This is a genomic window from Marmoricola sp. URHA0025 HA25, assembly GCF_054059435.1.
This window is the reverse complement of sequence record NZ_JBSSCD010000001.1, coordinates 456,436-472,234: the sequence shown is the minus strand read 5'-3', so window position 1 is coordinate 472,234 and position 15,799 is coordinate 456,436. Positions and strand designations below refer to the sequence as shown.

The 15,799-nt window shown below is 68.0% G+C and carries 29 protein-coding genes; all 29 read right to left on the bottom strand.

The genetic code is table 11. From position 1 onward, the window contains the following. Positions 1 to 16: 16 nt before the first annotated feature. A complete protein-coding gene (gene rpsK, locus ACVW00_RS02250; RefSeq protein WP_114775653.1) occupies positions 17 to 424 on the bottom strand; it encodes a 30S ribosomal protein S11 in 408 nt (135 codons plus the stop codon). A gap of 53 nt (positions 425 to 477) precedes the next feature. After that, a complete protein-coding gene (gene rpsM, locus ACVW00_RS02245; protein WP_457109270.1) occupies positions 478 to 852 on the bottom strand; it encodes a 30S ribosomal protein S13 in 375 nt (124 codons plus the stop codon). Positions 853 to 1,044: 192 nt separating this feature from the next. Beyond that, complete coding sequence (rpmJ, locus tag ACVW00_RS02240; RefSeq protein WP_004008316.1) at positions 1,045 to 1,158, bottom strand: 50S ribosomal protein L36; 114 nt, start codon at positions 1,156 to 1,158, stop codon at positions 1,045 to 1,047. 36 nt (positions 1,159 to 1,194) lie between these two features. Next, a complete protein-coding gene (infA, locus tag ACVW00_RS02235) occupies positions 1,195 to 1,416 on the bottom strand; it encodes a translation initiation factor IF-1 (RefSeq protein WP_027860491.1) in 222 nt (73 codons plus the stop codon). A 266-nt stretch (positions 1,417 to 1,682) separates the two neighbouring features. Continuing rightward, positions 1,683 to 2,564, bottom strand: a complete 882-nt coding sequence (locus ACVW00_RS02230) for an LLM class F420-dependent oxidoreductase (RefSeq protein WP_457109269.1) — start codon at positions 2,562 to 2,564, stop codon at positions 1,683 to 1,685. Positions 2,565 to 2,585: 21 nt separating this feature from the next. Beyond that, positions 2,586 to 3,278 carry a hypothetical protein gene (locus ACVW00_RS02225; RefSeq protein ID WP_457109268.1) on the bottom strand — a complete coding sequence of 231 codons (693 nt, stop codon included), beginning with the start codon at positions 3,276 to 3,278 and terminating at the stop codon, positions 2,586 to 2,588. After that, complete coding sequence (gene map, locus ACVW00_RS02220) at positions 3,268 to 4,092, bottom strand: type I methionyl aminopeptidase (RefSeq protein WP_457109267.1); 825 nt, start codon at positions 4,090 to 4,092, stop codon at positions 3,268 to 3,270. The genes ACVW00_RS02225 and map overlap by 11 nt, the downstream gene beginning before the upstream one ends. A gap of 5 nt (positions 4,093 to 4,097) precedes the next feature. Beyond that, positions 4,098 to 4,673 carry an adenylate kinase gene (locus ACVW00_RS02215; RefSeq protein WP_457109266.1) on the bottom strand — a complete coding sequence of 192 codons (576 nt, stop codon included), beginning with the start codon at positions 4,671 to 4,673 and terminating at the stop codon, positions 4,098 to 4,100. Continuing rightward, positions 4,670 to 5,965 carry a preprotein translocase subunit SecY gene (gene secY, locus ACVW00_RS02210; protein ID WP_457109265.1) on the bottom strand — a complete coding sequence of 432 codons (1,296 nt, stop codon included), beginning with the start codon at positions 5,963 to 5,965 and terminating at the stop codon, positions 4,670 to 4,672. Before secY ends, ACVW00_RS02215 begins: the two co-directional genes overlap by 4 nt. 185 nt (positions 5,966 to 6,150) lie before the next feature. Then, complete coding sequence (gene rplO, locus ACVW00_RS02205; RefSeq protein WP_457109264.1) at positions 6,151 to 6,591, bottom strand: 50S ribosomal protein L15; 441 nt, start codon at positions 6,589 to 6,591, stop codon at positions 6,151 to 6,153. Next, on the bottom strand, positions 6,588 to 6,788 hold the full coding sequence (gene rpmD, locus ACVW00_RS02200) for a 50S ribosomal protein L30 (protein ID WP_457109263.1): 201 nt from the start codon (positions 6,786 to 6,788) through the stop codon (positions 6,588 to 6,590). Before rpmD ends, rplO begins: the two co-directional genes overlap by 4 nt. Beyond that, positions 6,788 to 7,414: a 30S ribosomal protein S5 gene (rpsE, locus tag ACVW00_RS02195; protein ID WP_457109262.1), complete on the bottom strand. Its 627-nt coding sequence runs from the start codon at positions 7,412 to 7,414 to the stop codon at positions 6,788 to 6,790. The genes rpmD and rpsE overlap by 1 nt, the downstream gene beginning before the upstream one ends. A 37-nt stretch (positions 7,415 to 7,451) precedes the next feature. Beyond that, on the bottom strand, positions 7,452 to 7,835 hold the full coding sequence (gene rplR, locus ACVW00_RS02190) for a 50S ribosomal protein L18 (protein ID WP_457109261.1): 384 nt from the start codon (positions 7,833 to 7,835) through the stop codon (positions 7,452 to 7,454). 2 nt (positions 7,836 to 7,837) lie between these two features. Further along, entirely contained in the window at positions 7,838 to 8,380 is a 543-nt protein-coding gene (gene rplF / locus ACVW00_RS02185; protein WP_457109260.1) for a 50S ribosomal protein L6, read from the bottom strand. 24 nt (positions 8,381 to 8,404) lie between these two features. After that, complete coding sequence (rpsH, locus tag ACVW00_RS02180; protein ID WP_457109259.1) at positions 8,405 to 8,824, bottom strand: 30S ribosomal protein S8; 420 nt, start codon at positions 8,822 to 8,824, stop codon at positions 8,405 to 8,407. Positions 8,825 to 8,914: 90 nt separating this feature from the next. After that, positions 8,915 to 9,100 (bottom strand): type Z 30S ribosomal protein S14, encoded by a 186-nt coding sequence (locus tag ACVW00_RS02175; RefSeq protein ID WP_123221750.1) that lies wholly within the window; start codon positions 9,098 to 9,100, stop codon positions 8,915 to 8,917. Between the two features lies 1 nt (position 9,101). Next, the gene (gene rplE / locus ACVW00_RS02170; protein ID WP_457109258.1) at positions 9,102 to 9,680 is read right to left on the bottom strand and encodes a 50S ribosomal protein L5; all 579 of its coding nucleotides are present in this window, start codon (positions 9,678 to 9,680) and stop codon (positions 9,102 to 9,104) included. Continuing rightward, positions 9,680 to 10,036, bottom strand: coding sequence for a 50S ribosomal protein L24 (gene rplX / locus ACVW00_RS02165; protein ID WP_457109257.1), 357 nt, complete (start codon positions 10,034 to 10,036; stop codon positions 9,680 to 9,682). The genes rplE and rplX overlap by 1 nt, the downstream gene beginning before the upstream one ends. A 1-nt stretch (position 10,037) precedes the next feature. After that, positions 10,038 to 10,406, bottom strand: coding sequence for a 50S ribosomal protein L14 (gene rplN / locus ACVW00_RS02160; protein ID WP_231243382.1), 369 nt, complete (start codon positions 10,404 to 10,406; stop codon positions 10,038 to 10,040). 103 nt (positions 10,407 to 10,509) lie between these two features. Further along, positions 10,510 to 10,791, bottom strand: a complete 282-nt coding sequence (gene rpsQ, locus ACVW00_RS02155; protein ID WP_457109256.1) for a 30S ribosomal protein S17 — start codon at positions 10,789 to 10,791, stop codon at positions 10,510 to 10,512. Then, entirely contained in the window at positions 10,788 to 11,030 is a 243-nt protein-coding gene (rpmC, locus tag ACVW00_RS02150) for a 50S ribosomal protein L29 (RefSeq protein ID WP_457109255.1), read from the bottom strand. The genes rpsQ and rpmC overlap by 4 nt, the downstream gene beginning before the upstream one ends. Further along, a complete protein-coding gene (rplP, locus tag ACVW00_RS02145) occupies positions 11,030 to 11,446 on the bottom strand; it encodes a 50S ribosomal protein L16 (RefSeq protein ID WP_457109254.1) in 417 nt (138 codons plus the stop codon). Before rplP ends, rpmC begins: the two co-directional genes overlap by 1 nt. Positions 11,447 to 11,450: 4 nt before the next feature. Further along, positions 11,451 to 12,296: a 30S ribosomal protein S3 gene (rpsC, locus tag ACVW00_RS02140; RefSeq protein ID WP_457109253.1), complete on the bottom strand. Its 846-nt coding sequence runs from the start codon at positions 12,294 to 12,296 to the stop codon at positions 11,451 to 11,453. Further along, on the bottom strand, positions 12,296 to 12,721 hold the full coding sequence (rplV, locus tag ACVW00_RS02135; protein ID WP_457109252.1) for a 50S ribosomal protein L22: 426 nt from the start codon (positions 12,719 to 12,721) through the stop codon (positions 12,296 to 12,298). The genes rpsC and rplV overlap by 1 nt, the downstream gene beginning before the upstream one ends. 28 nt (positions 12,722 to 12,749) lie before the next feature. Continuing rightward, positions 12,750 to 13,031, bottom strand: coding sequence for a 30S ribosomal protein S19 (gene rpsS, locus ACVW00_RS02130; RefSeq protein ID WP_457109251.1), 282 nt, complete (start codon positions 13,029 to 13,031; stop codon positions 12,750 to 12,752). Between the two features lie 16 nt (positions 13,032 to 13,047). Further along, complete coding sequence (gene rplB, locus ACVW00_RS02125) at positions 13,048 to 13,884, bottom strand: 50S ribosomal protein L2 (protein WP_457109250.1); 837 nt, start codon at positions 13,882 to 13,884, stop codon at positions 13,048 to 13,050. Positions 13,885 to 13,911: 27 nt separating this feature from the next. After that, the gene (gene rplW, locus ACVW00_RS02120; protein ID WP_457109249.1) at positions 13,912 to 14,217 is read right to left on the bottom strand and encodes a 50S ribosomal protein L23; all 306 of its coding nucleotides are present in this window, start codon (positions 14,215 to 14,217) and stop codon (positions 13,912 to 13,914) included. Beyond that, entirely contained in the window at positions 14,214 to 15,128 is a 915-nt protein-coding gene (rplD, locus tag ACVW00_RS02115) for a 50S ribosomal protein L4 (RefSeq protein WP_457109248.1), read from the bottom strand. The genes rplW and rplD overlap by 4 nt, the downstream gene beginning before the upstream one ends. Positions 15,129 to 15,130: 2 nt before the next feature. Beyond that, positions 15,131 to 15,790, bottom strand: coding sequence for a 50S ribosomal protein L3 (gene rplC / locus ACVW00_RS02110; protein WP_457109247.1), 660 nt, complete (start codon positions 15,788 to 15,790; stop codon positions 15,131 to 15,133). Positions 15,791 to 15,799 lie beyond the last annotated feature (9 nt).

Genomic DNA, 15,799 nt, shown 5'->3' with positions numbered 1-15,799 from the left:
CCTTCGTGGTCTCGGGTCAGACGCGCCGGCGCTTGGGCGGGCGGCAACCGTTGTGGGGGGTGGGCGTGACGTCCTGGATGGTGCCGACCTCGAGGCCGATCGCACCCAGGGACCGGATCGCCGTCTCGCGGCCCGAGCCCGGGCCCTTGACGAAGACGTCGATCTTCTTCATGCCGTGGTCCATCGCCCGGCGACCGGCGGCCTCGGCGGCCATCTGCGCGGCGTACGGGGTGGACTTGCGCGAGCCCTTGAAGCCGACGGTGCCGGCAGAGGCCCACGAGATCACCGCACCGGTCGGGTCGGTGATCGTGACGATGGTGTTGTTGAACGTGCTCTTGATGTGGGCCTCGCCCTGGGCGACGTTCTTCTTCTCCTTGCGGCGCACCTTCTTGGCGCCGGCCGCTGTGCGGCTCTTGGGAGGCATTCAGTTCTCCTGTGTCTGGCTGTGGGATCGAGTGGAGGCGAGCGACCGGGGGGTCACTTGGCCTTCTTCTTGCCGGCGACCGTGCGCTTGGGACCCTTGCGGGTGCGCGCGTTGGTCTTGGTGCGCTGTCCGCGGACCGGAAGGCCCTGGCGGTGACGGCGACCCTGGTAGCTGCCGATCTCGATCTTGCGACGGATGTCGGCCTGGACCTCGCGACGGAGGTCACCCTCGATCTTGAAGTTGGCCTCGATCTCGTCACGGAGCCTGACCAGCTCGTCGTCGCCCAGCGTGTGGACCCGGGCGTTCGGGTCGACCCCGGTGACGGCCAGGAGCTGCTGGGCGCGGGTACGGCCGATGCCGTAGATGTAGGTGAGTGCCACCTCGATGCGCTTGTCGCGCGGGAGGTCGACACCAACAAGGCGTGCCATGTGCTGGCGGTATCCCTTCAATTCACGGTGGTCTGGTCGTGTCGCGTCTCGAGGTTTCGGTGGTTGAGCCTGTGGAACTCGAGCTCCGGCCATCCGCTCCGGAGGTGGTTCACCGTCCCTGTCCTTGCGGACCTGCCGACGGCTAAGCGATCACGTTCTGGGTGTTGTTCAGTTGTGGGGCTGAGTCGAGACTCAACCCTGACGCTGCTTGTGGCGCGGGTTCTCGCAGATCACCATGACGCGGCCGTGGCGACGGATCACCTTGCACTTGTCACAGATCGGCTTGACGCTCGGGTTGACCTTCACGTGTCAGCCCTTTCTTGCTCGGGTCGGCTGTTGCTCTTACTTGTACCGGTAGACGATGCGACCCCTGGTGAGGTCGTACGGCGAGAGCTCCACCACGACCCGGTCCTCGGGGAGGATCCGGATGTAGTGCTGGCGCATCTTGCCGCTGATGTGGGCGAGCACCTTGTGTCCGTTGGTCAGCTCGACCCGGAACATGGCGTTCGGCAGGGCCTCCACGACGGAGCCCTCCATCTCGATCACGCCTTCTTTCTTCGGCATGTCCTCCACAATCTGTTGCTGCCTGGATGTCACGGTCGTCTACCGTTGGCCCGGGAACCGCCCGGCGCGCAGGACTGGCCTGCACCCCGGTGGACCTCGTCGAGCCGTCCCGGGCACCTCATTTCCCGGTTCACGCGCACGCCGAAGAACTTCGAGCGAGCAGGTGTCCGGGCAGCCGCGAGGCGCCACAAGAACAGCCCACGTTGGGCCGACGCACGAGTCTACGCGAAACCGCAGGTCAAACGCGAATCGGGCAGCGTGCCGGGTCAGGCGACGGCGTGGAGGGGTGCGACGACGTGATCGCCCAGGGCACGGACGTAGGCCACGGGGTCGTCGCCGAAGTCCATCACGTGCACCTCGTCGACGCCCAGATCGGCAAAGCCGCGCATGTGCTCGACGAATTCGGCGCCGTCGGTGTCCGGTTCGAGCCGGTTTGACCACAGAATCGTCTTCTGGATCCGGTCGAAGTCGGTGCCCTCGCGCTCGCAGTGCTCACGCAGCACCGCCAGCTTCTGCGCGACCGCGGCCGGGCCGTCGGTGGGGTTCGCGAACAGGTTGCAGGCATCGGCATACCTGGCGACCAGGCGCAGCGTCTTCCGCTCACCGCCACCGCCGACCATGATCGGCGGCACCCGGACCGGCGGCGGCGAGTTCAGCGGCCGCTCGAGCCGGTAGTGCCGGCCCTCGTACGCCGTCTCGTCGCCGCGCCACATCTGCCGCACGATCTGCAACGTCTCCTCGAGCCGTTCGAAGCGCTCGGCCACCGCAGGGAACGGGACGCCCAGCCCCTCGTGCTCCTCGGCGTTCCACGCCGCCCCGATGCCGAGCACGGCCCGTCCGCCGGAGAGCACGTCGAGCGTGGTGACGATCTTGGCGAGCAGGCCCGGGTGACGGTAGGTGACACCGGTGACCAGCAGCTGCAGCTCGACGCGCTCGGTGACTCCCGCGAGGAAGCCGAGGGTCGTGTAGCCCTCGAGCATGGCCAGCTCGGGAGGCCCGACCATCCCGAGCTGGAAGTAGTGGTCCATGCAGGAGAGGTTGTCGACGCCGGCCTCGTCCGCCGCTCGACCGAACGCCGCGACGACCGGGCCGATCGCAGCGCTGCCGCCGTCGGTGTCGAACTTGATCAGGTGCACGCCGATCCGCATGGCGACGAACCTACGCCGCCGTCACGAATCCAGCCGGTCGAGGAGTCCGGCCAGCGTCTCGGCAACTCCCTCGGCGTCGATGAGCATGTGCAGGTGGCCGCCGTCGAGGGTGCGCACCGGCCAGCCACGCCGCTCCGCCTCGGCGCGCTCGCGACCATAGGTCTCGCCGAAGGCGACGTACGCCGCCGGGAGGGCTTCCCAGCCCGGGGGCGAGGGGATCGCCACGTCGAAGTAGCGCAGCGGCAGTCGCGGTTGCTGGGCCTCGACCCGCGTACGGGTGTCCCCGTCCGGGAACAGGTCCGCCACCTCGTCCTCGGCCCACCAGCGCGTCCACACCGGCAGCCGGCCGTCGGCCTCGACGTGCCCGTCGAGGAAGCCGCGGAACTCGGGTGGCGCGGTCGGCGTCGACGACTCGTCCGACGGCAACCCCGCGTCGACGAAGACGATCGCCACGACGGGTCGCTCGGCGGCGAGCTGCGCGACGTAGGGCCCGGCGTTGCTGTGCGGCACCAGGACGACCGGCCGTCCGGCGGGGATCGCACGTCGAAGGTGGTCCAGGACGTCGTCGGGACCGGTGACCGCCTCGTGGGCCGGCGGGACGACGACGTCGTGGCCGCGCCGGCGGAGAGCAGCGGCGACGGGCTCCCAGACCGCGGGGCCGAGCAGCGCACTGGGCAACAGCGCGACGAGCGGCCGAGACGGCTCAGTGGCCACCGAACGGCACGCCCAGCTCGGTGAGCTTCGCCTCGCCGCCGTCGAGCGCGGTCAGCACCCACGGCCCCTCGGGCGTCAGCGTGAACGTGTGCTCGAAGTGCGCCGCCCAGCTGCCGTCAGCGGTGACGATCGTCCAGTCGTCCTCGGCCAGCAGGGTCTGCTTGCTGCCGAGCGTGACCATCGGCTCGACCGCGAGGACCAGCCCGCGCTCGAGCCTGGCCCCTCGGCCGGGACGACCGTAGTTGGGGACGTTCGGCGGCTGGTGCATCGCGGTGCCGATCCCGTGGCCGGTGTAGTCCTCGAGGATCCCGTAGTCGCCGTGGGCCCGGACGTGCGACTCGACCGCGTGGGAGATGTCGCTGACCCGGCCGCCCAGCCGGGCGGCGGCGAACCCGGCCCACATGGCGCCCTCGGTCACCTCCATGAGCCTGACCAGGCTGGCGTTGACCTCGCCGACCGCGACCGTGATCGCGGCGTCGCCGTGCCAACCGTCGACGATCGCACCGCAGTCGATGGAGATCAGGTCACCGTCGGCGAGCACCCGGCCGCCTGGGATGCCGTGCACGACCTCGTCGTTGACCGAGGCGCAGATGCTTCCCGGGAAAGGGGGGTGCCCGTAGCCCTTGAACGACGGGATCCCGCCGTGGGACCGGATGTTGTCCTCGGCGATCGCGTCGAGCTCGGAGGTGCTGACGCCGGCCCGGACCGATCCGCGCAGCAGCTCGAGGGTCTCACCCACCAGGCGGCCGGCGACCCGCATCTTCTCGACCTGGTCAGCGGTCTTGATCTCGATCCCGCGGTCCCTGAATCCCACGGCGATCAGCTCTGGGGTACGGACTCCAGCGCATGGAAGATGCGCTCGGTCACCTCGTCGACCTCACCCTCGCCGTGGACCTCGATGAGGAGGTTGCGGTCGCGGTAGACCTCGATGAGCGGCTCGGTCTGGTCTGCGTAGACCTCCTGACGGCGCCTGATCACCTCTTCGGTGTCGTCGGCGCGGCCCTCGGTCTTCGCACGCTCGAGCAGCCGCTGGACCAGCTCGTCCTCGTTGACCCGCAGCACGACGACCGCGTCGAGGGCGTGACCGGTGAACTTGATCATCCCGTCGAGCTCCTCGACCTGCGCGAGCGTGCGCGGGTAGCCGTCGAGGAGGAAGCCGGGCTCCGCATCGGGCTCGTCGATGCGGTTGCGCACCATCTTGTTGGTGATCTCGTCAGGGACGTACTCCCCCGCGTCCATGAAGCGCTTGGCCTCGATCCCCAGCTCGGTGCCCTTCGACACGTTGGCCCGGAAGATGTCGCCGGTCGAGATCGCCGGCACGCCGAAGCGGGCGGCGACGTACCGGGCCTGGGTGCCCTTGCCGGCACCGGGAGGCCCCATGAGGATCAGTCTCATCGAAGAAAACCTTCGTAGTTGCGTTGCTGCAACTGGCTCTCGATCTGCTTCACGGTGTCGAGTGCGACACCGACCATGATGAGCAGGGAGGTGCCACCGAACGGGAAGTTCTGGTTGGCGTTGACCAGCACGAGCGCAGCCAGCGGGATCAGTGCGATGAGACCCAGGTAGAGCGCGCCCGGCAACGTGATGCGGGACAGGACATAGGACAGGTAGTCCTCCGTCGGCTTGCCCGCCCGGATCCCGGGGATGAAGCCTCCGTACTGCTTCATGTTGTCGGCCACCTCTTGGGGGTTGAAGGTGATCGCGACGTAGAAGTAGGTGAAAAAGATGATCAGCAGGAAGTACGACGCCATGTAGATCGGGTGGTCGCCGCGCACGAAGTACGCCGAGATCCACTCGAAGATCTTCGAGTCGGAGTTCCGGTTGAACTGCACCGCCATCGAGGGCAGGTAGAGCAGGCTCGAGGCGAAGATGACCGGGATGACGCCGGCCTGGTTCACCTTGAGCGGGATGTAGGTCGAGGACCCGCCGAACATCTTGCGCCCGACCATTCGCCGGGCGTACTGCACCGGTATGCGTCGCTGGGCCTGCTCGATGAACACCACGGCAGCGACGACCACGAGTCCGATCACGATGACGCCGGAGAAGATCCAGGCACCCTGCGCCTTCTCCACGCTCCACAGCGCAACCGGGAACGTCGCGACGACCTGGGTGAAGATCAGGATCGACATGCCGTTGCCGATGCCGCGGTCGGTGACCAGCTCGCCGAGCCACATGATCACCGCGGTGCCGGCGGTCATGGTGACCACCATGAGCACGGCCGTGCGGATGTTGTCGTCGTAGACCAGCGGGCGCTCACAGCCCTGGAGCAGGTTGTTGCTGCGGGCGAGCGCCACGATGCCGGTCGCCTGGAGGATCGCCAGCGCGAGCGTGACGTAGCGGGTGTACTGGGTGATCTTCGCCTGACCCGACTGGCCCTCCTTCTTGAGGGCCTCGAGCCGCGGGATCACCACGACCAGGAGCTGCAGGATGATGCTCGCCGTGATGTAGGGCATGATCCCGAGCGCGAAGATGGTCAGCTTGAGCAGTGCGCCACCGGAGAACAGGTTGATCAGGCCGTAGATGCCGCTGCTCTTGGTGTCGTTGAAGCACGCGTGCACGTTGGCGACGTTGACGCCGGGGGTCGGGATCTGGGAGCCGAGCCGGAAGACCGCGACGATCAGCAGCACGAACAGCAGCTTCTTGCGCAGGTCCGGCGTCCGGAATGCGTTGGCGAATGCCCCTAGCACGTGCTCCTCTTTCGCTGTTGCGGCCGGTGAGCCCCCGGGTCTGATCCCGGGCGGACCGTCGTCATTCCTGCGTCAATTCCTGGGCGAGACCCAAGCCGTGGAAGCCTAACAGGGCAGAGCGATCAGCCACCCAAGAGGCGGGAAGATCCCTCTGCCCTGCAGACGTTGCCTGTGTCGAAGATCTGTCAGCTCTCGGTGGTGGTGCCACCCGCGGCGGCGATCTTCTCCGCTGCGGAGGCCGAGAACTTGTCGGCGGTGACCTGGACGGCCACCGTCAGCTCGCCCTCGCCGAGCACCTTGACCGGGCGGCCCTTGCGGACGGCGCCCTTCGCGACGAGGTCCTCGACCGTGACCGTGCCGCCCTCCGGGAACAGCTTGGCGATCCGGTCGAGGTTGACGACCTGGAACTCCTCCTTGAACGGGTTCTTGAACCCCTTCAGCTTGGGCAGGCGCATGTGGATCGGCATCTGGCCGCCCTCGAACGCCGAGGGGACCTGGTAGCGGGCCTTGGTGCCCTTGGTGCCACGACCGGCGGTCTTGCCCTTGGAGCCCTCACCGCGACCCACGCGGGTCTTCGCGGTCTTGGCCCCCGGGGCGGGACGCAGGTGGTGCAACTTGAGAGTCACGACTCTTCTCCCTCTCCAGCGACTTCGGAGACCGTCACCAGGTGACGGACGGTGTGGACCATGCCGCGGATCTCCGGGCGGTCCTCCTTGACGACGACGTCGCCGATCCGCTTGAGACCGAGCGAGCGCACCGTGTCGCGCTGGCTCTTGGTGCAGCCGATCGTCGACTTCTTCTGCTCGACCTTCAGGCGCGCCATCAGCCGACGACCTCTGCGGTCGCTGCCGGGGCGAGACCCTCGGCACGCGCCCTCAGGAGGGCGGCCGGAGCCACCTCCTCGACGGTCAGGCCACGACGAGCGGCCACCGCCTCGGGCTCCTCGAGCATCTTCAGCGCCTCCACCGTCGCGTGGACGATGTTGATCTGGTTGGACGAGCCGAGCGACTTGCTGAGCACGTCGTGGATGCCGGCGCACTCGAGCACCGCACGCACCGGTCCGCCCGCGATCACACCGGTACCGGGAGCAGCCGGACGCAGCAGGACGACGCCCGCGGCCTTCTCGCCCTGGACCGGGTGCGGGATCGTGCCCTGGACGCGGGGAACGCGGAAGAAGTGCTTCTTCGCTTCCTCGACACCCTTGGCGATCGCCGCCGGGACTTCCTTCGCCTTGCCGTAGCCGACGCCGACCATGCCGTCGCCGTCACCGACGATCACCAGGGCGGTGAAGCTGAAGCGCCGACCACCCTTGACGACCTTGGCGACGCGGTTGATCGCGACGACCCGCTCGATGTAGGCGGTCTTGTCGGCGCTGTCGCCGCCACGACGGTTGTCGCGGCCGCCACGGCGGTCACCACCGGAGCGCTGTCCGCGCTGGGGTCCGCTCATGAGATCTACCTCTTCCTTGTCTGCTGGTCTCGCGCGATCAGAACGTCAGGCCGCCCTCGCGGGCGCCCTCCGCTAGGGCCGCGACGCGACCGTGGTACTTGTTGCCGGCCCGGTCGAAGACCGCCGAGGAGACCCCGGCCGCCTTCGCACGGTCGGCGATGAGCTCGCCCACCTTGCGCGCCTTGGCCGTCTTGTCGCCCTCGAACGAGCGCAGGTCGGCCTCCATGGTGGAGGCGTAGGCCAGCGTCTTGCCCTCGAGGTCGTCGACGACCTGCACCGTGATGTGCTTCGACGAGCGGGTCACGACCAGGCGCGGACGCTCCGAGGTGCCGTGGATCTTCTTGCGACCACGCAGCTGCCGGCGCAGGCGCGAAGCCGTCCGTCCAGCGGTGTGCTTGTGAGCCTTGATTGCGATCGCCATGGTCACTTACCAGCCTTTCCGACCTTGCGGCGGATCTGCTCGCCGGCGTACCGAACGCCCTTGCCCTTGTAGGGCTCGGGCTTGCGCAGCTTGCGGATGTTCGCGGCGACCTCGCCGACGAGCTGCTTGTCGATGCCCTGGACGCCGAGCCTGGTGGGCCCGTCCACCGTGAAGGTGACCCCGTCCGGGGCGTTGAAGGTGATCGAGTGCGAGTAGCCGAGCTGGAACTCGAGCTGCGTGGGGCCCTTCGACAGGACGCGGTAGCCCACGCCGACGATCTCGAGCCTCTTCTCGTAGCCCTCGGTCACTCCGACGACCATGTTGTTGATCAGCGTGCGGGTCAGGCCGTGCAGGGCCCGGCTCTGGCGCTCGTCGTCGGGACGCTTCACCTCGAGGGTGCCGTCCTCGACGCGGTCCACGGTGATCGGGGCGGCGACCGAGTGGCTCAGGACGCCCTTGGGGCCCTTCACCGTCACGGTGCTGTCCTCGAGCGTGACATCCACCCCGGTCGGAACCGGGACGGGAAGCTTGCCAATGCGCGACATTGCGTTCTCCTCCTCGTTCCCGGGTTACCAGACGTAGGCGAGGACTTCCCCACCCACGCCCTTCTTGTTGGCCTGACGGTCGGTGAGCAGCCCCTGGCTCGTCGAGATGATCGCGACGCCGAGGCCGCCGAGCACCTTGGGCAGCGCGGTGTGCTTGGCGTACACGCGCAGGCCGGGCTTGCTGATCCGGCGTACGCCGGCGATCGAGCGCTCGCGGTTGCGGCCGTACTTCAGCTCGATGATCAGGGACTTGCCCACAGCGGGCTCGCCCTTCGCGTCGGTGTTGTCGGCGACCTTCCAGGAGGTGATGTAGCCCTCCTGCTGGAGGATCTCCGCGACGCCGGACTTCAGCTTGCTGTACGGCATGGCAACCGAGTCGTGGTACGCCTGGTTGGCGTTGCGCAGACGCGTCAGCATGTCTGCGATCGGGTCAGTCATCGTCATGGTGTGTGTTCTTTCTCGAAGTGGTTTCGCAGCGCTCGCAGCGCGCGACCTTCAACGTGTTAGGGAATCGGTGGTCGAGCTTGTCGAGACCTACCAGCTCGACTTGGTCACGCCGGGGAGCTCGCCGCGGTGGGCCATCTCCCGCAGGCAGATCCGGCACAGGCCGAACTTGCGGTAGACGGCCTTGGGGCGACCGCAGCGCTGGCAGCGGGTGTAGCCGCGGACCTTGAACTTCGGCTTGCGGGCGGCCTTGACCTTCAGTCCAGTCTTCGCCATGTCAGTTGCTCTCCTTGAACGGGAAACCCAGGTGCTTGAGCAGCGCCCGACCCTCGTCGTCGTTGGTCGCGGTCGTGACCACGGTGATGTCCATGCCCCGCGACCGGTCGATCTTGTCCTGGTCGATCTCGTGGAACATGACCTGCTCGGTGAGACCGAAGGTGTAGTTGCCACGACCGTCGAACTGGTCGGGGTTGAGGCCGCGGAAGTCGCGGATGCGCGGCAGCGCAAGTGCGAGCAGGCGGTCCAGGAACTCCCACATCCGGTCGCCGCGCAGCGTGACGTGCGCACCGATCGGCATGCCCTCGCGGAGCTTGAACTGCGCGATGGACTTGCGAGCCTTGGTGACCTGCGGCTTCTGGCCGGTGATCGCGGTGAGGTCCTTGACCGCACCCTCGATCAGCTTGGAGTCGCGGGCAGCCTCGCCGACGCCCATGTTGACGACGATCTTGGTCAGGCCGGGCACCTGCATGACGTTGCCGTGGCCGAACTGCTCACGCAGGGCGGGGAGGATCTCCTCGCGGTAGCGCGCCTTCAGCCGAGGGCCGCCATACTCCACGGCAGTGGTCTCGGTGGTCATCAGATCTCGTCTCCAGACTTCCGCGCGATGCGGACGCTCCGGGTGGTCTTGTACGTCGAGCCGTCGGGCCGGCGCTTGGTCGCCTCGACCCGCTTGAAGCCGACCCGGGTGGTGCCCTTGCCGTCGACCAGCATCACGTTGGACACGTGGATCGGCGCCTCGGTCGTGACGATGCCGCCGGTCGTGCCGGCGCGGCCGCCCTGGTTGACCACCTTGGTGTGCTTCTTGACGCGGTTGACGCCTTCGACGATCACCCGCTGCCCCTCGCGGAGCACCTGGATGACCTTGCCCTCGGCACCCTTGTCCTTGCCGGCGATCACCCGCACGGTGTCGCCCTTCTTGATGCTCACGCTCATCTCAGAGCACCTCCGGAGCCAGCGAAATGATCTTCATGAACTTCTTGTCGCGCAGCTCGCGGCCCACGGGGCCGAAGATGCGCGTGCCGCGGGGCTCGCCATCGGCCTTGAGGATCACGGCGGCGTTCTCGTCGAAGCGGATGTAGGAGCCGTCGGGACGACGGCGCTCCTTCACGGTCCGCACGATCACGGCCTTGACGACGTCGCCCTTCTTGACGTTGCCGCCGGGGATCGCGTCCTTGACGGTGGCAACGATGACGTCGCCGATGCCGGCGTAGCGCCGACCCGAGCCGCCGAGGACACGGATGCAGAGGATCTCCTTGGCACCCGTGTTGTCGGCGACCTTGAGTCGCGACTCCTGCTGGATCATCGGTATTTCTCCTGGTTGTCGTGCCGGTTCTCACGGCGCTTCGCGCCTTCTGAGCCTTGCCGAACTGGGCTGTATCGGATGTGAGGGCTCCGCCCTCGGGGGTCTACTTGGCCTTCTCGAGGATCTGCAGCACGCGCCAGCGCTTCGTGGCGGACAGCGGCCTGGTCTCCATGATCAGCACCCGGTCGCCCACGCCGCACTCGTTCTGCTCGTCGTGGACCTTGAGCTTCGAGGTGCGCCGCAGGACCTTGCCGTACAGCGCGTGCTTGACCCGGTCCTCGACCGAGACCACGACGGTCTTGTCCATCTTGTCGCTGACCACGAGGCCCTCACGGACCTTGCGGCGAGAACGGCTCTCGACACTCTCGACTGCGTTCTCACTCATGCGGCACCATCCTTCTCCGCGGACTCAGCGCCCGGTGTCGATCGAATTCCGAGCTCCCGCTCGCGCACCACGGTGTAGATCCGGGCGATGTCCTTCTTGACCGACCGGAGCCGGCCATGGCTCTCGAGCTGGCCGGTGGCCGCCTGGAAGCGCAGGTTGAACAGCTCTTCCTTGGCCTCACGCAGCCTGGTCTCGAGGTCGACGGCGTTCAGGTCGTCGAGGTCGTGTGCGGTTGCCATCAGATTGCCCCCTCACGGGTGATGAACTTGCACTTCATCGGGAGCTTGTGGATCGCGCGGCGCATCGCCTCGCGAGCTACGTCCTCGTCGACTCCGGACAGCTCGAACATGACTCGGCCGGGCTTGACGTTGGCGACCCACCACTCGGGCGAGCCCTTGCCGGAACCCATCCGGGTCTCGGCCGGCTTCTTGGTCAGCGGACGGTCGGGGTAGATGTTGATCCACACCTTTCCGCCACGCTTGATGTGCCGAGTCATCGCGATACGCGCCGACTCGATCTGCCGGTTGGTCACGTAGGACCCTTCGGTGGCCTGGATGCCGAAGTCGCCGAAGGCGAGCTTCGTGCCACCCTTCGCAGCACCCGTCCGCTTCGGGTGGTGCTGCTTGCGGTGCTTGACCCTGCGAGGCATCAACATGAGGTCAGCCCTCCCCGGACGTAGTAGCGGGCGCCTCGACGACAGCCTCGGCGACGGGAGCCGCGGCCGCGGGGACCTCGGCACGGTCGGCGCGCGTCGGGCGGTCACCCGCACCACGCGTGCCACGGGTCGGGCGGTCGCCCCCGCGAGCGCCACCACGGGCGTCCCGGTTGCGACCCGGCGCACCGGCCCGAGCAGCGGCCTGGGCCTCGCGCTCCGCGCGCGTGGCCGCGACCTCACCCTTGTAGATCCAGACCTTCACGCCGATCCGGCCGAAGGTCGTGCGGGCCTCGTAGAAGCCGTAGTCGATGTCGGCGCGCAGCGTGTGCAGCGGCACCCGGCCCTCGCGGTAGAACTCCGACCGCGACATCTCGGCGCCGTTGAGGCGGCCGGAGCACTGGATCCGGATGCCCTTGGCGCCCGAGCGCATCGAGGTCTGCATGGCCTTCTTCATCGCCCGGCGGAACTGGACGCGACCCGAGAGCTGCTCGGCAACGCCCTGCGCGACCAGCTGCGCGTCGATCTCGGGGTTCTTGACCTCGAGGATGTTCAGCTGGACCTGCTTGCCGGTGAGCTTCTCGAGCTCGCCACGCAGGCGGTCGGCCTCGGCGCCGCGGCGACCGATCACGATGCCCGGGCGGGCGGTGTGGATGTCGACACGCACGCGGTCACGGGTGCGCTCGATCTCGACCTTGGAGATGCCGGCCCGCTCCATGCCCTTGGAGAGCAGCTTGCGGATCGCGACGTCCTCGCCGACGTAGGACTTGTACAGCTTGTCGGCGTACCACCGGCTCTTGTGGTCGGTGGAGATGCCCAGGCGGAACCCGTTCGGGTTGATCTTCTGACCCATTACTTCTGAGCCGCCTTCCGGTCGTTGGTGTCTTGTGCTGGCTGGACCACCAGGGTGATGTGGCTGGTGCGCTTGTTGATCCGGGTTGCCCGGCCCTGCGCACGTGGCCGCCACCGCTTCATGGTCGGGCCCTCGTCGACCAGCGCCTTGCTCACCACGAGGGTGCCGCGGTCGAGGTCCTCGGTGGTCTCGGCGTTCGCGACGGCGCTCTCGAGGACCTTGTAGATGGTCTCGCTCGCGGCCTGCGGGGCGAACTGCAGCAGCGCGAGGGCCTCGTCGACCTGGAGGCCGCGGACCATGTCGACGACACGGCGGGCCTTCAGCGGGGTGATCCGGACGAAGCGCGCGCTGGCGAACGCGCCCGGCTGGTCGCCGAGAAGCGAGTCACGGCGGGCGCTGATGCGCCGACGCTCTGTAACGCTCATAGTCTCTGTCTCTCCTTGGCTACCGCGGTCAGCGGCGGCGGCTCTTCCGGTCGTCCTTGACGTGCCCGCGGTAGGTGCGGGTCGGTGCGAACTCGCCCAGCTTGTGGCCGACCATCGCGTCGGTCACGAAGACCGGGACGTGCTTGCGTCCGTCGTGCACGGCGAGCGTGTGGCCGATCATGGCCGGCACGATCATCGAGCGACGCGACCAGGTCTTGATCACGTTGTGGGTCCCGGATTCGTTCTGCGCGTCCACCTTCTTCATCAGGTGGTCGTCGACGAACGGACCCTTCTTCAGGCTGCGAGGCATGTCGTCTCTTCCCTACTCAGCGCTTGTTCTTGCCGGTCTTGCGGCGGCGGACGATCAGGGCGTCGCTGGCCTTGCGCTTGCGCGTCCGGCCCTCGGGCTTGCCCCACGGGGACACCGGGTGGCGGCCACCCGAGGTCTTGCCCTCGCCACCACCGTGCGGGTGGTCGACGGGGTTCATGACCACACCGCGGACGGTCGGGCGCTTGCCCTTCCACCGCATCCGGCCGGCCTTGCCCCAGTTGATGTTCGACTGCTCGGCGTTGCCGACCTCGCCGACGGTGGCGCGGCAGCGGACGTCGACGTAGCGCATCTCGCCGGACGGCATCCGCAGCTGTGCACGGGAGCCCTCCTTGGCGACCAGCTGGGCGCTGATGCCGGCGGACCGGGCGATCTTGGCGCCACCGCCGGGCCGAAGCTCGATGCAGTGGATCGTCGTACCGACGGGGATGTTGCGCAGCGGGAGGTTGTTGCCCGGCTTGATGTCGGCACCCACACCCGACTCGATCGGCGTGCCCTGCTTCACTCCGACCGGCGCGACGATGTAGCGCTTCTCGCCGTCGGCGTAGTGCAGCAGCGCGATCCGCGCGGTGCGGTTGGGGTCGTACTCGATGTGCGCGACCTTCGCGGGGACGCCGTCCTTGTCGTAGCGACGGAAGTCGATCACGCGGTAGGCGCGCTTGTGACCGCCACCCTGGTGACGCGTGGTGATCCGGCCCTGGTTGTTGCGTCCGCCCTTCTTGGGCAGGGGGCGCACCAGGGACTTCTCCGGCGTCGTCCGGGTGATCTCGGCGAAGTCAGCGACCGACGAGCCACGACGGCCCGGCGTTGTCGGCTTGTACTTGCGGATAGCCATAGTCAGATTCCTCGTCCCTCAGCCCGGTCAGGAGACCGGACCTCCGAAGATGTCGATGCGGTGGCCTTCGGCCAGGCTGACGATCGCGCGCTTGGTGTCCTTGCGCTTGCCGACGCCGCGCGCCGTACGGCGTGCCTTGCCCTGGCGGTTCAGCGTGTTGACGGAGGTGACCTTGACGTTGAACACCTTCTCGACCGCGATCTTGATCTCGGTCTTGTTCGCGTCCGGGTGGACCAGGAAGGTGTACTTGTTGTTGTCGAGCAGGCCGTAGCTCTTCTCGCTGACGACCGGCGCGATCAGCACGTCGCGGTGGTCCTTGTGCAAGGTGCTCATTCGCCGTCCTCCTCAGCGGCCGCCTTCTTGGCCGGCGCCTTCTTCGCAGCGGCCTTCTTGGCCGGCTTGTCCTCGTCGGCAGGGGCCTTCTTGGCCGGGGCCTTCTTGGCGGCTGCCTTCTTGACGGGCTTCTCGCCGCTCTCGTCACCAGCGTCGGCGGGAGCCTTGTCCTCGGTCTCGACGGACTCGACGGCCTCGTCGGTCGACGCGGCCTTCTTGGCCGAGGACTTCTTGGCAGCGGCCTTCTTGGCGGGCTTCTGGTCCGCGGCCTTCGCCCGGACCTCGAACGTGACCTCGACGGCCTCGGCACCCTCGGTGCCGCCGGCGACGAGCGCCTCGTAGGCACCCTTGGTGAAGACCACGTCGTCGGAGAGCAGCACGTCGTAGGTGTTCAGCTGGTCGACCGCGAGCAGGTGCACGTCGGGCACGTTGCGCAGCGAGAGCCAGGTCATCGCGTCGTCACGCTCGAGCACGACCAGCTGGCGGCGACCGCCGCTGATGGCGTTGAGCGCCGCGACGGCGACCCTCGTCGACGGCTTGTCGCCCTCGACCAGGCCGTCGACCACGTGGATGCGACCTGCGCGAGCCCGGTCCGACAGGGCACCGCGGAGCGCGGCTGCCTTCATCTTCTTGGGGGTGCGCTGGTCGTAGCTGCGCGGCTGCGGACCGTGGACGACGCCACCGCCGGCGAACTGCGGGGCGCGCGTCGAGCCCTGGCGGGCACGACCGGTGCCCTTCTGCTTGTAGGGCTTGCGACCACCGCCGCGGACCTCGCCGCGGGTCTTGGTCGAGTGCGTGCCCTGGCGGGCCGCGGCCTGCTGGGCCACGACGACCTGGTGCATCAGCGGGATGTTGGTGGCGGCGTCGAAGATCTCGGCCGGGAAGTCGACCTTCAGGGTCGTGGTAGCCATGCTCAGGCCTCCTGTCCGGACTTGACGGCGGAGCGGATCACGAGCAGTCCGCCCTTCGGGCCGGGGACCGCACCCTTGAGCAGGATCAGGCCCTTGTCGGCGTCCACCGCGTGCACGGTGATGTTCTGCGTGGTGACGGTGTCGGTGCCCATGCGGCCCGACATCCGGGTGCCCTTGAAGACGCGGCCCGGAGTGGCGCAGGCGCCGATCGAGCCGGGCTTGCGGTGGTTGCGGTGGGCACCGTGGGAGGCACCGACGCCGGAGAAGCCGTGGCGCTTCATGGTGCCGGCGAAGCCCTTGCCCTTGCTGGTGCCGGTCACGTCGACGTCGTCACCGGCGGAGAACAGCTCGGGGCTGAGCTCCTGGCCGACCTCGTACGACGCGGCGTCAGCGGTGCGGATCTCGGCGAGGTGGCGACGCGGGGTCACACCGGCCTTGCCGAAGTGTCCCGAGGACGGCTTGGTGACCTTGCGGCCCTCGATCTCGCCGAAGCCGACCTGGATGGCGTTGTAGCCGTCGGTCGCGGGCGTCCGCACCTGGGTGACCACGTTGGTGGCTGCGGCGACGACGGTGACCGGGACGATCCGGTTGTTCTCGTCCCAGAGCTGGGTCATGCCGAGCTTGGTGCCCAGCAGCCCCTTCACGTTGCGTTCGAAAGTCATCTTGATCGT